Annotated in this window: 7 protein-coding genes; 4 read left to right on the forward strand and 3 right to left on the reverse strand. The window is 43.2% G+C overall.

What is annotated here, in order from left to right; all coding sequences use genetic code 11:
* Positions 1–47 precede the first annotated feature (47 nt).
* Both HMPREF1535_RS18235 and gyrA read right to left on the reverse strand, forming a co-directional pair.
* On the reverse strand, positions 48–1,268 hold the full coding sequence (locus tag HMPREF1535_RS18235) for a tetratricopeptide repeat protein (RefSeq protein WP_007656617.1): 1,221 nt from the start codon (positions 1,266–1,268) through the stop codon (positions 48–50).
* Positions 1,269–1,308: 40 nt separating this feature from the next.
* On the reverse strand, positions 1,309–3,885 hold the full coding sequence (gene gyrA, locus HMPREF1535_RS18240; RefSeq protein ID WP_007656618.1) for a DNA gyrase subunit A: 2,577 nt from the start codon (positions 3,883–3,885) through the stop codon (positions 1,309–1,311).
* Between the two features lie 221 nt (positions 3,886–4,106).
* Between gyrA and HMPREF1535_RS18245 the strand changes: the two genes are divergently transcribed.
* Entirely contained in the window at positions 4,107–6,668 is a 2,562-nt protein-coding gene (locus HMPREF1535_RS18245; RefSeq protein WP_046147080.1) for an ATP-dependent Clp protease ATP-binding subunit, read from the forward strand.
* Positions 6,669–6,779: 111 nt separating this feature from the next.
* Positions 6,780–8,831 (forward strand): molecular chaperone HtpG, encoded by a 2,052-nt coding sequence (htpG, locus tag HMPREF1535_RS18250; RefSeq protein ID WP_046147081.1) that lies wholly within the window; start codon positions 6,780–6,782, stop codon positions 8,829–8,831.
* Positions 8,832–9,404: 573 nt separating this feature from the next.
* Here the strand turns inward: htpG and HMPREF1535_RS18255 are convergent.
* Positions 9,405–10,586, reverse strand: coding sequence for a vWA domain-containing protein (locus HMPREF1535_RS18255; protein WP_046147082.1), 1,182 nt, complete (start codon positions 10,584–10,586; stop codon positions 9,405–9,407).
* A 153-nt stretch (positions 10,587–10,739) separates the two neighbouring features.
* Here HMPREF1535_RS18255 and HMPREF1535_RS18260 point away from each other — a divergent pair, with 153 nt between their 5' ends.
* Together HMPREF1535_RS18260 and HMPREF1535_RS18265 are read left to right on the forward strand one after the other, a co-directional pair.
* Complete coding sequence (locus HMPREF1535_RS18260) at positions 10,740–12,437, forward strand: tetratricopeptide repeat-containing sensor histidine kinase (RefSeq protein WP_046147083.1); 1,698 nt, start codon at positions 10,740–10,742, stop codon at positions 12,435–12,437.
* A gap of 107 nt (positions 12,438–12,544) precedes the next feature.
* Positions 12,545–16,405 (forward strand): TIM-barrel domain-containing protein, encoded by a 3,861-nt coding sequence (locus HMPREF1535_RS18265; RefSeq protein WP_046147084.1) that lies wholly within the window; start codon positions 12,545–12,547, stop codon positions 16,403–16,405.
* The last annotated feature ends 80 nt before the right edge of the window (positions 16,406–16,485 follow it).

Below are 16,485 nucleotides of genomic sequence, written 5' to 3' on the forward strand. Positions count from 1 at the left end.
AGCCATCTCAACAGAGACGGCTATTTTTATATATAATGAAATGATTATTATTTGTTCATTTCAGCTTCGATAGCTTCCAGTTCCGGACCCATGTTCAGATTATAATAGATACCTCTTAAAGCAACCATATATTCTGATTCGCTAGGTTTCATTTCGTGAGCTTTCTGGAAATAAGGAAGAGCTTGTTTGAAAAGATCTTTTGCAATAGTTAATTCTTCCTGATATTTCTTGCTATCATTGATCATGTTAGCTTCACCCTGTTTGTTTACAGCCTGGTTGTAATATATACGTCCCAAAGCAGACATCGATTCAACACTTTCCGGATTGACTTCTAAAGCTTTCTTGAATGTTTCTTCTGCTTTTGCATAATCTTTAATACCTGTTTCGTAAACAATTCCTAATGCATGATACAGCTGACTATCAGAAGGTTTCTGTGCAATTGCAGTATTCAGATAACTTATTGCTTTTTCGTTTTGACTTGACTGGATGTAAGCGTCAATTAAACTCATCAGGAAGAACTCTTCATTGGGGAATTTTGCATAACCTTCTTCAAGAGTCTTAACATAGTTTACACTGTCACCAGCCTGTTTGTATTCGTAAGACAAATACTGGTAAACATCATTCAGTCTGAAATCTGAACTTTTTGCACGTTCCAGAGCTTTGATTGCTATAGGAGAATCCTGCAATTGAGTAGCTGCAACAGCTGCATAGAACTGAACAGTCATGAAAGTAGAATCTTTTTCAGCAGTCTGAGTTCCTTCGAACATAGGCAGTTCAGAGATTTCCAGATACTGGTTGAAGAAGTCATAAGCCTTCTTATAATCCTTCTGATCGAAATAGTAAGCACCACCGTTAAAGAAATATACATGGTCAGCACCTAAAATACTCTTAATGTCTTTAGAATATTTAGGTTTGATTTTACCTTTTTCGTTAGGAAGCTGATCCAGTTCGTAAGCCTTCTTGAAATAAGGAAGGATAGCACCTAATGCTTCGTACATAACTGGTTCATTCGGCTGTTGTCCTAAAATCTGTTTTGTTCTTTCAGCACTGAACTGCTGGTCTTCGATAAAACCTGCAACATACCATGCCTGGGCGTCATCCTTTGTTTCAGGATTTTCCAAAGCACCTTTGATTAAGGCTCTTGCTTCAGTGAAGTCTGCCTTGTCTCCTTTTGCTATTCCTTGCGCCTCCTTAACGGCTTTCTTTTGAGCGAAAGAGGCAGATGATGCTGCAACACATAGTGCAACTGTTAATAATAATCGTTTCATTGTGATAGTAATTTGAGATTAATATTTCTATTTGTTTAAATTATTCATTTGTTGTCTCTTCAGTATCATTTGCGATATCTTCAGATCCATCAAAACCGGTTAATTCTTCATTATTTTCATTCTGAGCATCCAGTTCAGCGCTTTCTTCATCTACCTGCTCATCCGGTTCGGACAATACCTTACATACCGAGGCTATTTCATCATTACGTTTACCCAGGTTGATCAGGCGAACACCTTGAGTTGCACGGCCGATGACGTTCAGATCTGTTACTTTCATACGGATAGCGATACCTGACTTGTTAATGATCATGATGTCATTTTCCTCTGTCACATTCTTGATGGCAACCAGTTTACCTGTTTTATCAGTAATGTTGATCGTCTTGACACCTTTACCGCCACGGTTAGTCATTCGGTAATCTTCCACATTCGAACGTTTTCCGTAACCCTGTTCAGATACAACCAGTACAGTATCGGTTTCCTTATTCTTGATACATACCATACCTACCACTTCGTCGGAAGGATCATTATCCAATGTCATACCTCTAACGCCGGAAGCAGTACGTCCCATGACGCGAACCGCACTTTCGTGGAAACGAATAGCCCGTCCGTTACGGTTAGCAATCAGTACTTCGTTGTCTCCGTTGGTCATACATACTTCGATCAGGCCGTCGTCTTCACGCAATGTGATCGCATTTACGCCATTCTGACGCGGACGTGAGTATGCTTCAAGCAATGTTTTCTTGATAACACCCTTCTTGGTACAGAACAACAGATAATGTGAATTGATAAATTCAGTGTCGGTAGTCAGCTTCTTCACGCGGATAAAGGCGTTTACTTTATCATCCGCTTCAATGTTCAATAAGTTCTGGATGGCTCTACCCTTTGCATTCTTAGCTCCTTCCGGAATTTCATATACTTTCAGCCAGTAGCACTTGCCTTTTGCTGTAAAGATCAACAAAGTGGCATGCATAGAAGCCGGATAGATATATTCCACGAAGTCTTCGTCGCGTGTTACCGAGCCTTTCGCTCCTACTCCGCCGCGTCCTTGTGCACGGAATTCACTCAGCGGCGTACGTTTGATGTATCCCATGTGGGAAATAGTGATGATCATCTCATCATCGGCATAGAAATCTTCAGGATTCAGTTCTTCGGAAGCATATACGATATCTGTTTTACGTTCGTCGCCGAACTTATCTTTTACTTCTTGTAATTCTCCTTTGATAACGTCCATACGAACATCTTCATTTTCAAGAATCTCTTTCAAACGGGCGATCAACTTTTCAATTTCTTCGTATTCTGCACGCAGTTTGTCCTGTTCCAGTCCGGTTAACTGACGAAGTCTCATTTCAACGATTGCACGTGCCTGAACATCCGATAAAGAGAAACGTTCCATTAAACGTTCGATGGCTTCGTTCGGGCTCTTGGATGATTTGATGATAGCAATTACTTCGTCGATATTATCAGAAGCAATGATCAAACCTTCCAGGATATGCGCTCTTTCTTCGGCCTTCTTCAGTTCGAAACGGGTACGACGGATAACAACTTCATGGCGATGTTCAATAAAAGCCTTGATCATATCCTTCAGGTTTAACTGTCTCGGACGACCGTTAACCAAAGCGATATTGTTTACACTGAAAGAAGATTGCAGGGCAGTCAGCTTATATAATTTATTCAGTACAACGCCTGAATTGGCATCACGTTTCACGTCAACGACGATACGCATACCGTTACGGTCTGACTCATCGTTTACATTAGAAATACCCTCAATACGCTTGTCATTAACCAGGTCGGCTATATACTTGATCAGTTCTGCCTTATTAACAAGGTAAGGGATTTCAGTGATAATAATCTTTTCGTGATTATTTTCTACTTCAATTTCTGCTTTGCCACGAAGAATGATACGTCCTCTACCGGTTTCGAATGCTTCTTTTACACCGGCATATCCGTAAATTGTAGCACCAGTCGGGAAGTCGGGCGCTTTGATGTATTGCATCAATCCTTCTACATCAATATCTCCGCGAGCGTCGATATAGGCAATACATCCGTCGAGTACTTCACTCAAATTGTGTGTCGGCATATTGGTTGCCATACCAACTGCGATACCAGAACCACCATTTACCAGCAGGTTAGGAATACGGGTCGGCAATACAGTCGGTTCTTTCAGTGTGTCATCGAAGTTCAACTGAAAATCTACCGTATCCTTCTCGATATCCCGGAGCATTTCCTCGGCAAGTTTACTTAATCTTGCCTCGGTGTAACGCATAGCGGCAGGACTGTCACCGTCCACTGAACCGAAGTTTCCCTGTCCATCGACCAACGTATAACGCATCGACCATGTTTGTGCCATACGAACCATTGCGAAATAGACGGACGAGTCGCCATGTGGATGATATTTACCTAAAACTTCACCAACAATTCTCGCAGATTTTTTATAAGGTTTGTCGGATGTATTACCCAATTCATTCATTCCAAACAAAATACGACGATGAACCGGTTTGAAACCATCCCTAACATCCGGAAGGGCGCGTGAAACAATAACAGACATTGAATAGTCAATGTATGCCGATTTCATTTCCTCCTCGATGTTAATCTTAATAATTCTGTCTTGATCAACCATTTAGTTTTATATTAATTACACTCAATATCTCACCTTTTAAAAAGTGCACTAAGGTAACGCTTTTCCCATTATCACGAAAGTTTTTACGCTGAAATTTTATTATTCAGAAATATTGGGGGTTTCTTAAGGAATAATGGCATGAAATTTGTTAGGTATATATAGAGAGTTTATTAATTTTGCATTCACAGTACATTATTATAATAGATAAGGATTCATATAATATGAAAAATAATTATTCGAAAAGGCTGATCGACGTTATAGAGTATAGCCGCGAAGAAGCCGCCAGGCTTCAGAACAGTTATATCGGGCCGGAACACTTAATGCTTGGTATCATCCGCGACGGTGATGGCAAAGCCATGCAGTTGCTGCATGATTTGCATGCCGACGTATTCGATATAAAGAAGAGGATTGAGCAGGAGATCAAAAATACATTTGAAACTGAAGAGTCCGAATTACACGATATAGCCATCAGTAAAACAACTGAACGTGTATTGCGCATGAGTATGCTGGAGTCACGTTTGTTTAAAACAGACGAGACGGGTACGGAACATCTGCTTCTTGCTATTCTGAAAGAAGAGTTCAATGTTGCCGCCAAAGTATTGGGTGAAGCCGGTATAAACTACCGTAACGTATATAACAATCTGGCAAACGGAACAAACATGAACCGTATGGAAGAACTGGAAGAGATAGACGAAATCAGTGACGGTTATACGGATGACGAGGACGATGAAGAAGAAGATTTCTCTTCACGTAAGGAATCTCCCCGCTCCTCTTCAGGTACCGGTGCCGCACAGCCCAAGTCACCGAACGATACTCCGGTATTGGACAACTTCGGTACGGATATGACACGTGCCGCTGCCGAAAACCGCCTGGACCCGATTGTTGGTCGTGAGAAAGAGATTGAACGCCTGGCACAGATTTTAAGCCGGCGTAAAAAGAATAATCCGGTACTGATCGGTGAACCGGGGGTGGGTAAGTCTGCTATTGTAGAAGGACTTGCCTTGCGCATTATCCAGCGTAAAGTATCACGTGTGTTGTTCGACAAGCGGGTGATCAGTCTGGATATGGCCTCTATCGTGGCCGGAACAAAATACCGCGGACAGTTTGAAGAACGTATCAAAGCAATTTTGAACGAGCTTTCAAAGAATCCGAACATCATCCTGTTTATCGATGAAATCCATACCATTGTCGGAGCAGGATCGGCTTCCGGTTCTATGGACGCTGCCAATATGCTGAAACCGGCGCTGGCACGTGGTGAAATACAATGTATCGGTGCTACGACACTGGATGAATATCGTAAAAACATCGAGAAAGACGGTGCTTTGGAACGTCGTTTCCAGAAAGTGATTGTCGACCCGACAACAGCAGAAGAGACATTGCAGATTCTGAAAAATATCAAGCCCCGTTATGAAGAACATCACAATGTGATCTATACGGACGAGGCGCTGGATGCTTGTGTAAAGCTGACAGAACGATATATCAGCGACCGTAACTTCCCGGATAAGGCGATCGATGCTCTGGACGAGGCCGGTTCTCGCGTACATATATCTAATATTACAGTACCGAAGAGTATCGAGGAACTGGAAGCAAAAATAGAAGATACGAAAACCGAAAAACTGGCTGCCGTAAAGTCACAGAACTTCGAACTGGCTGCAAGTTTCCGTGATAAAGAACGTCAGTATCTGTTGCAGCTGGAATCAGCGAAAGCTAAGTGGGAACAGGAATTGCAGGAACATCGTGAAACAGTAGACGAAGACAAAGTAGCTGAAGTGGTAGCCATGATGTCAGGCGTACCTGTTCAGCGTATTGCCAAAGCAGAAAACCTGAGACTGCTGGAAATGGCAGACAACTTGAAGAAGCAGGTAGTCGGCCAGGACGATGCCGTCCAGAAGATCGTAAAAGCGATCCAGCGCAACCGTGTAGGATTGAAAGACCCGAACAAACCGATCGGAACCTTTATGTTCCTCGGCCCAACTGGTGTAGGTAAAACTCACTTGGCTAAAAAGTTGGCTGAATATCTGTTTGATTCGGCTGATTCATTGATTCGTATCGATATGAGTGAATATCTCGAAAAGTTCGCGGTTTCCCGCCTGATCGGTGCACCTCCGGGATATGTAGGTTACGAGGAAGGTGGCCAGCTGACGGAAAAGGTTCGTCGTAAACCCTACTCCGTTGTATTGCTCGACGAGATCGAAAAAGCGCATCCGGATGTATTCAACTTGCTGTTGCAGGTATTGGACGAAGGTCGCCTGACTGACAGTCTTGGCAGACGGATCGACTTCAAGAATACGATTCTGATCATGACTTCCAATATCGGAACACGTCAGTTGAAAGACTTCGGCCGTGGCGTCGGATTCAGTTCGCAGGCAGCCGGTGAAATGGATAAGGACTTCTCTCGTGGTGTGATTCAGAAAGCACTGAATAAAGCATTCGCTCCTGAATTTCTGAACCGTGTCGACGATATCATCATGTTCGACCAGCTTGATAAAGATGCGATCCACAAGATCATTGATATTGAGTTACAAGGACTTTACAAACGTGTTTGTGGTCTGGGCTACGAACTGGTACTTACCGACGAGGCAAAAGATTTCATTGCAACGAAAGGCTACGATGTGCAGTTTGGCGCCCGTCCGCTGAAGCGTGCCATCCAGAAATATCTGGAAGATGAAATGGCCGAGTTGATAATCCGTGCATCCGTTGGCGAAGGCGACAAGATCGTTGTAGACTTCAATAAAGACGAACAGAAAATAGTAACATCCGTACAAAAGAAAGGACAGGAATAAGTCGTTTCTTCCGGTAATAAAGTCAAAATGTCAGATAGAACCTATCTGGCATTTTTTTTGTTTATATCGTAACGTCAAACGAATTATTATAACATTAAAAATATAAACAAAATGGCTAAACAAGGAAACATAGGTGTTACAAGTGAGAACATCTTCCCTATCATCAAGAAGTTTTTGTATAGTGATCACGAAATCTTCCTTCGTGAATTAGTGTCGAATGCAGTGGATGCTACACAGAAATTGAAAACCCTGGCATCTGTCGGTGAATTCAAAGGAGAGCTGGGCGACCTGACCGTTCAGGTTAGTTTCGACGACAAGACCATCAAGATTTCTGACCGTGGTATCGGTATGACAGCCGAAGAAATTGACAAATACATTAACCAGATCGCATTTTCCGGTGCTGAAGAGTTCGTAGAAAAATATAAGAACGATGCAGCTGCTATCATCGGACATTTCGGTCTTGGTTTCTATTCTTCTTTCATGGTTTCAAAGAAAGTGGAAATTGTAACCAAATCTTATAAAGAAGGCGCTGTTCCTATGAAATGGAGTTGCGACGGAACTCCCGAATATACGTTGGAAGAAACACAGAAAGACGACCGTGGTACAGATATTATCCTGTATATCGACGACGAAAACAAGGACTTTCTGAATAAAGACAAGATCAGCGGCCTGCTGACAAAATACTGCCGTTTCCTCCCCGTTCCTATCGCATTCGGTAAAAAGCAGGAATGGAAAGACGGTAAATATGTCGATACCGACGAAGATAACATCATCAACGATATCACTCCGGCATGGGTTCGCAAACCGGCCGATATGACTGATGAAGACTATAAGAAATTCTATCGCGACCTGTATCCAATGTCGGAAGAACCATTGTTCTGGATTCACTTGAATGTGGATTATCCGTTCAACCTGACCGGTATCCTCTACTTCCCGCGCATCAAGAGTAACCTCGACCTGCATCGTAACAAGATTCAGTTATACAGCAACCAGGTATTTGTAACCGATTCCGTAGAAGGTATCGTTCCTGAATTCCTGACATTGTTGCACGGCGTACTCGATTCTCCGGATATTCCATTGAACGTTTCCCGTTCTTATTTACAGAGCGACCAGAACGTGAAAAAGATCTCCAATCATATCACAAAGAAAGTGGCCGACCGCCTGGAAGAAATGTTTAAAAACGACCGTCCTCAGTTCGAAGAAAAATGGGATAGCTTGAAACTGTTTATCCAGTACGGTATGCTGAGCGACGAAAAGTTCTATGATCGTGGTGCCAAGTTCGCCCTTCTGAAAGACGTAGACGGTAAATATTATACATTTGAAGAATATAAAGCATTGGTGGAAGCCAACCAGACAGATAAGGAAGGCAACCTGATCTATCTGTACACTACGAATGTAAACGACCAGTACAGCTATATCCAGGCCGCTAAAGACAAAGCATACAGTGTATTGATTATGGACGGTCAGCTGGATGTCCATGCTATCAGCCAGATGGAACAGAAATTCGACAAAACCCGTTTTGTTCGTGTGGACAGCGATACGATCGACAATCTGATCCGTAAGGATAACGTTGGTCAGGTTACACTGAATGAAGACCAGAAGAATGCTTTGCAGGAAATGTTCAAAAGCCAACTGCCGAAGATCGAAAAGACCGATTTCATCGTTACATTCGAAGCATTGGGTGAAAACTCTAATCCGGTTATGCTGACCCAGAGCGAATATATGCGTCGTATGCGTGAAATGTCTGCTATGCAGCCGGGAATGTCATTCTACGGAGAAATGCCTGACAATTACAATCTCGTGTTGAATACCGATCACGAATTGGTTAAGAAGGTACTTTCTGAGGAAGAACAGAACTGCGAAGAAAAACTGAAACCGATCCTAGCGGACCTGAAAGGTTGGAAAGCACGTCAGGAAGACCTTCGTGAAGCGCAGAACAAGAAAAAGGAAGAAGAGATTACTTCTGCTGAAAAAGAAGATATGACAAACACGAACCATAAGATCGACGAACTGACTTCGCAACGTAATGCAATCCTGGCAGAATATGCAGGTAGCAATAAGCTGGTCAGCCAGTTAATCGACCTGGCACTGCTTGCCAACGGTATGCTGAAGGGTGAAGCATTGAGCAAATTCATTAAACGCAGTGTTCAGCTGATCGGATAAATAAGTGAGTTACTCACTATGTATAAAATATCATATAAACCGTTCACCCTTCGCCTGCTTGGCATTAATATGTTATTATACAGATTGCTATAGAGGTGAATGATAGGTGAATGATTGATCGAAAAGGTGAAGGGTTGCTTTAAACCCTTCACCTTTTTTTCTATATTACTGTGCTGTAATAGCCTGGCTATTATGTATTAACTCAAAAGTCTTTTACTTTTATCTCTGGCACAATAAACTATTGACTTACCGACCTACGTCGTTAAGCTTGTCGACGTGGTTCGGTAAGCATTGCGACGTATATCGGCAAGCTTAATGACCTACGTCAATAAGCAAACAACTACCTTTTCACGCCTTATCTTCCAATAACTCTGAACTTACTTCCTCGGTATGTATTCATTTATATTTCAAAAGGTGAATGGTTTAAAGTAACCGTTCACCTTTTTCTTTATTCATTCATCTACTATTTACCTTTATAGTAATCTATATGACAGTTTGTTACTATTGTAAAGGTGAAGGGTGAACGGTCTTTTACAGAAAAACTATGTAATTGGAACATGTAGAGACTAGTCATCATTCTGCTTCCACCGTATACCCTTTCAGGTTGGCAAATGTCAGGATGGAGCTGGTGATTGCTTTACCCAGATCGTCTCCGCTGTCATCTCCTTCCTTTTTAAGTTGCTCTTCGATATAAGCCTGGCGTTTGATTGCCAGTTCGGCTATTTCTTTTTGGATAGCAGTTCTCTCCTTTTCCTTTTGGGTGATGATGCTCTTTATTTCTTCTGTAGACTTGTTTTGCAGTTCTTGGGGCAGTTCATCCTTTTTGATGCTCGACAAGACGTTTTGGTCTTCTTTCATCTTATCTACCAAATCCCATGACGTATTTTTGTAAGCTGATCCGGATTTGCTTACGGCACGTTCGGCATAATTGGCCGACGATATTGTGCCGGCATTTTTGTCCTGGGCAATCTGATTCATTTTACGTTCTCTCCCGGTAGAGCCATAACTGATATAAGTATCGTTCAACTTATTGTTGCATAGGATGATCTGCGGGTCAAAAGGTGTTTTGATGGCACGGACAGTCGCATCGGCATTTATATTGAAGAATTTGCCGTTTCCTCTCAAAGCGGCATCCTTCCAATAGTCACGGACACCGATTTCTTCATCACCGCAATGGATTGTATTAACAAATATATTTTTCTTCAAGGCATCGGCAATAGCCGTTTTGTAAGAGACAGAACCCTGCGTAAACTCTTCATTGCCGGCAATATAGACCAGTTTCATATCCGCTTCGTTTTGCCCCCACTCCAACTCTTTTACTGCCCGCTGGATGACTGTACCGCAATACTCTTCGCTTCCGCTGGTTGTCAGGGCGAATAATTCTTTCGAGATCAGGTCGAGATCGACTGTCAACGGGGTTATTTGCCGGATATAATCACCTTTATACAGCATATAACTGCCATATTCGTATAAGGCAATCTCTATTTCCGGTGTCTCTCCCTTATATTTCAGCGTCGTGAGTGTATTGACTATATTCCACAGACGGGATTTAGCCTGTTCGATCAGTCCCTGCATGCTGCCGGAAGTATCCAGCAGGATAGCAACCTGTATTTTCGTCTTTTTGGCAGTTACGGCATTTGTGACCGGTGTACTGGCAGGCTCTGCATTCGCCGTTACGTTTCTGGCTTCCAGTATGCAGCCTATTGATGTTGTTAATGCTGTGAATAAGACACATAGTAGAATAATTCTTTTCATATTCGGAATTTTTTTAATAGGTTTATGGCTCAAAAATAGAATGTTAATAATTAAGATTCCGGGAAGAATGTGTGAACCGGCGTTTTGAGTTGGTGAAATATAGGATATAAATGTTTTACTTATATTTACTTTACAATCTCAATAAAACATGATATGAACAGACTGATTATATATTTGACAATATGGCTGCTAACAGGTCCTTGCATAACAATGACAGCACAGGATTCCGTTCCTCCTGTCTATCAAAACAGTGCCAGAAAAGCAGTGATGAAACTCTCCACGTCACTGGAAAGCGGAAAGTCGGATTATTCGGTTGCGACGGATTATGAAGCACTGGCAAAAACACTCATGATACAGGGGGAATACGAGAAAGCAATGAATTATCTTATCAGTGCCCGCCAGTTGTTTTACAAAATCAAAAACAATGAAAAGATAGCACGGGTCGACCGTGAAATGGCAAGGATACAGGAGATACAAGGGAAGATACAAGAGGCTATTTTAAGTTATGGCAATGCCGCCCACCTGTCACAGGACACTAATTTTATTGAACTGAATACGAATGATGTGAACCGGTTAAAGAATATCTCAAACCCAGTTGCACAATCTCCTTATATACAGCGAAATATTGAATTACTGAACACCTCCTACAAACCGGAACAACAGGAGGATCGGGTCGCCGCCTTCCATCAGATGGCAAATGTCAACCTGGTCATGGATAATAAGGAAGCCGCCATAGGTAACCTGAACAGCATATTGTCTGAAGTGAAGGACAAACCGGTAGAAACCATCAAGGTACAAAGAGAAATTGCCAAAGTATATGCCGCCGATAGCCAACAGGTAAAAGCTCTCGCCTCCCTTCAGCAATCCTATGATATGGCGTTGAAGGAGGGCCATACGATAGAGGCTAAGAAAAGCCTGGAACAGCTGGTCGAGCAATACAGGAAAGGGAACCAGCAATGGAAAGCCTTGGACTTATATGCAGACTTTATGGAAAAACTGGAACCGCTGGTTAAATCGGACAGCACACTGATAGACCAGAAATTCTTTCAGGCACATGAAGCCCGTATCGCCCAGTTGGAGAAAGAACGTATCCTGAAAGACGAACTGATCAGAAAGAAAAACACCTTCAACTATGTACTGATCGGCTCGATTGTCCTGATCCTTATTTTTCTCGTGTTTATCGTCAAAGCCTGGTATTCCATCAGACGGAAGAATAAAAAGATAGCCCTCCAGTCGTTGCGCCGTGAGATGAATCCTCATTTCATCTTCAACAGCCTGAATAGTGTGAATCAGTTTATTGCCCAGAATAATGAGTTGGAGGCGAATAAGTATCTTTCCTCCTATTCCCGCCTGATGCGAAATATAATGGAAAACTCCAATAAAGACTTTACGCCGCTCTCGACGGAGCTCGAACAATTGAAAGAATACCTCGATCTGGAACACATGCGTTTCAGCGATAAGTTTGTTTACGAGACAGATGTGGATGAATCGCTTGACACCGACCATATATCTGTGCCTAACATGCTGATACAACCCCAGTTGGAAAATGCGATCTGGCATGGCTTACGGTATAAAGAGTCCGGTGGCCTGCTGAAACTGTCCGTAAAGCCGGAAGGCAATAGTCTTTGTGTTAAAATCGAAGACAATGGGATCGGACTGAAAAAAAGCAACGAGCTTAAAACCCGGCACCAGAAAGAGCATCATTCACGCGGCCTGACTAATACCCGTGAGCGTATCAACCTATTGAACAGCTTGTACGGTATGCATATCACGATCGAAATTACTGAGAAGGAAGGAGATGATGAAGATACAGGCGTGATCGTTCTGCTCAGATTCCCCCTTATTGTCTGATTGCGCATGAAATTTTGTTATAGGATATATTTATTATTTTTTGCTAATGATAATTATATCCTGTAAGTTTGTTGCTTAAATCATTTATTCGTTAAAACAACATCAACATGAATGACACTATTAGAAAAATGAAACAAAGGAAAGTGCTCATACTCGCTTTGGCCTTCCCCTTGTTTTCACCCTTATCCATGCAAGCCATACAAAGAGCCGACAATGTATGTATGGAAATACAGCAGGATAAGAAAATTGTCGGTGTGAAACAGATCAATCCTACGACTGTTGAACTCCTGTTCTCCGATAATCAGAGAATGGCCTTTGACTTTTATGGAGAGAACATCTTCAGAGTATTTCAGGACGTCAACGGAGGGATCATCCGTGACCCGGAGGCCAAACCGGAAGCACAGATCCTGGTCGATAACCCGAGAAAACCGGTATCTCCGTTAACGCTGAAAGAAGATAATAAGACTATTTCTATCAGCACCAAAGAGATCAGACTGGAACTGGATAAAAGCACTTCCCTGTTGAAGGTGACCAATCTGGCAACAGACAAAGTTGTCCTGGAGGAGGTAAAACCTGTTCTTTATGATAAGGGAAAAACAATCCTTACCTTAAAGGAAAATCCCGGCGAATACTTCTATGGCGGTGGTGTACAGAACGGGCGCTTCTCGCATAAAGGAAAAGCGATCGCTATCGAAAACCAGAACAGCTGGACCGATGGCGGCGTTGCCTCGCCTGCCCCCTATTATTGGTCTACCAATGGCTACGGCTTTATGTGGTACACCTTCAAACAAGGTAAATATGATTTCGGTGCAGCCGAAAAAGGGACAGTAATATTGTCACATGATACCGATTACCTGGATGCGTTCTATATGGTCAATGACGGTGCCGTATCCCTGTTGAACGATTTCTATCAGCTGACAGGTAATCCGGTTTTATTACCGAAGTTCGGTTTCTATCAGGGACACCTGAATGCTTATAACCGCGACTACTGGGTGGAAGACGAGAAAGGTATCCTTTTTGAAGACGGCAAACGTTACAAGGAAAGCCAGAAAGACAATGGCGGTGTAAAAGAATCCCTGAACGGCGAAAAGAACAATTACCAGTTCTCCGCCCGTGCCGTGATCGACCGCTACAAGAACCACGATATGCCGTTCGGCTGGTTATTGCCAAACGACGGTTACGGTGCCGGATACGGACAGACCGAAACATTGGACGGAAATATCCAGAACCTGAAAAGTCTGGCTGATTATGCTCATAAAAATGGTGTCGAAATCGGACTTTGGACACAGTCGGATTTGCATCCGAAACCCGAAATCAGTGCCTTGTTACAGCGTGATATCGTAAAAGAAGTACGCGATGCCGGTGTTCGTGTTTTGAAGACCGACGTGGCTTGGGTAGGTGCCGGTTATTCATTCGGACTGAACGGTGTGGCTGACGTAGGTCATATCATGCCTTATTATGGTAACGATGCGCGTCCTTTCATTATCTCCCTTGACGGTTGGGCCGGTACGCAACGTTATGCCGGTATCTGGTCGGGCGACCAGACAGGCGGCCAGTGGGAATATATCCGTTTCCATATCCCGACTTATATCGGTTCGGGATTATCCGGACAACCGAATATCACTTCCGACATGGATGGTATCTTCGGCGGAAAGAACCTGGCAATGAACACACGCGATTTTCAGTGGAAGACCTGGACGCCGATGCAGTTGAATATGGACGGTTGGGGTGCCAATGAGAAATATCCGCATGCCCTTGGCGAACCGGCAACATCTATCAACCGCTGGTATCTGAAAATGAAATCGGAGTTGATGCCTTATGCCTACAGCATTGCAAAGGAAGCAGTAGACGGTAAGCCGATGATCCGTGCCATGTTCCTGGAATACCCGAATCAGTATACTTATGGTAAAGCAACCGAATATCAGTTCATGTACGGACCGTATTTCCTGGTTGCCCCTATCTATCAGGAAACACAGGCAGATGAAAAAGGTAACGATATACGCGACGGCATTTATCTACCGGAAGGAACCTGGGTAGACTATTTTACCGGAGAAAAATATGAAGGCAACTGTGTTGTCAACAATTTTGCTTCTCCGTTATGGAAGTTGCCGGTATTTGTAAAGAGCGGCGCCATCATTCCGATGACTAACCCTAATAATAATGTTACCGAGATCAATAAGAACCTGCGCGTTTATGAAATTTATCCGGACGGTAACAGTTCGTTTACTGAATATGACGACGATGGCACGACACAAGCCTATTTGAAAGGTGAAGGTGTAACGACCCGGATCGAATCGGAAGTAGGCAGTAAGAATAATGTAACGATTACAATCCGGCCGGCAGTAGGCAGCTTTGACGGTTTCGTCAAAGATAAAGTAACCGAACTCCGTATCAATGTTTCCGAAATGCCGAAAAAAGTGGCTGCCAAAGTTGGTAAAAACAAGGTAAAGCTGACGGAAGCCCGTTCGATGGACGAATTCCTGAAAGGTGAAAACGTTTATTTCTATGATGCAACGCCCAACCTGAACAAGTTTGCAACGAAAGGAAGCGAGTTTGAAAAGGTAACGATCACTAAGAACCCGCAGTTATTGGTAAAGCTCGCTTCTGCGGATATCACAGCGAACGAAACAAGCATCAGCTTTGAAGGTTACAAATTCGATATGGGTAACAGCCATCGTATTTCGACCGGTACATTGGCCGCTCCTGTTGCACAGGTCACAGATGAAAACCTGGAAGCCTATTCATTGAAACCGACCTGGAATAAAGTGGCAGGTGCCGACTTCTACGAAATTGAATTCAACAATATGCTGTACACGACTATCAGAAATACAGAATTGTTGTTCGACGGGCTGGAAGCCGAAACTGATTATGCCTTCAAGATCCGTTCTGTAAACAAAGACGGTTATTCCGATTGGTCTTCCTTCAATGTGAAGACGAAATCGAACCCGCTCGAATTTGCCATCAAGGGAATCCGGGGTGAAGTAACTGCCGAAGAGCAGGGTGGTTTCGAAATCTTCCGTTTGTTCGACTTTGCTGAACTGGGAGACATGTTCCATACGAAATACCGCAAGAATGCTATACCGTTCGATATGATCATTGACCTGCGCACGGTTAACCAGCTGGATAAATTCCATTATCTGTCACGTCAGGACGGCGGTAACGGAACAATGCTGAGAGGTTTCGTCTCTTACAGTATGGATAAAGAAAACTGGATACCGGTCGATTCCTTCAAGTTCGAACGCAACGGTGATGTGAAGATATTCGAATTTAAGGATAAACCGAAAGCACGCTACATCAAACTGAATGTAACGGAAGGTGTCGGCAATTACGGTTCAGGCCGCGAATTGTACGTCTTCAAGGTACCGGGAACAGAAAGCTACCTGCCGGGCGATATCAACAACGACAAGAAGATCGACAGCAATGACCTGACTTCTTACATGAACTACACAGGTCTGCGTAAAGGTGACAGCGACTTCGATTATGTAAGTGCCGGCGACATCAATCAGAACGGCCTGATCGATGCTTACGATATATCCGTCGTTGCCACTCAACTGGATGGCGGCATCGAAGAACAGGATACTGCAAAAGTAGCCGGAACGATCGGGATCAGCGCTCCTAAACAGTCTTACAACAAAGACGAGATCGTGGAAGTCAAGGTAACAGGTACAGACCTCAAAGCGGTTAACGCATTGAGTTTCGCTTTGCCGTACGACCAGCAGGATTACGAATTTGTCGGCATAGAACCGTTAAACCTGAAAGTCATGGAGAACCTTACTTACGACCGTCTGCATACAAATGGTCAGAAGGCCTTGTATCCTACTTTCGTTAATCTCGGTGACAAGGAAGTCTTGGCAGGTACAATCGACCTGTTCATCCTGAAGCTGAAAGCAAAACGCAAAGTCAAATTCAACCTGAAGGCCATCGATGGCATACTGGTTGATAAAGACCTGAATATGTCTAAGTTCTAAGAACTTGCCATAGATAAAATTCAGAATCCCCTGTTTCGGTATAATTGTCCGGAACAGGGGATTTTTTTTATGGCTTAAAA

The sequence above is a fragment of the Parabacteroides goldsteinii DSM 19448 = WAL 12034 genome (assembly GCF_000969835.1).
Lineage (GTDB): Bacteria > Bacteroidota > Bacteroidia > Bacteroidales > Tannerellaceae > Parabacteroides > Parabacteroides goldsteinii.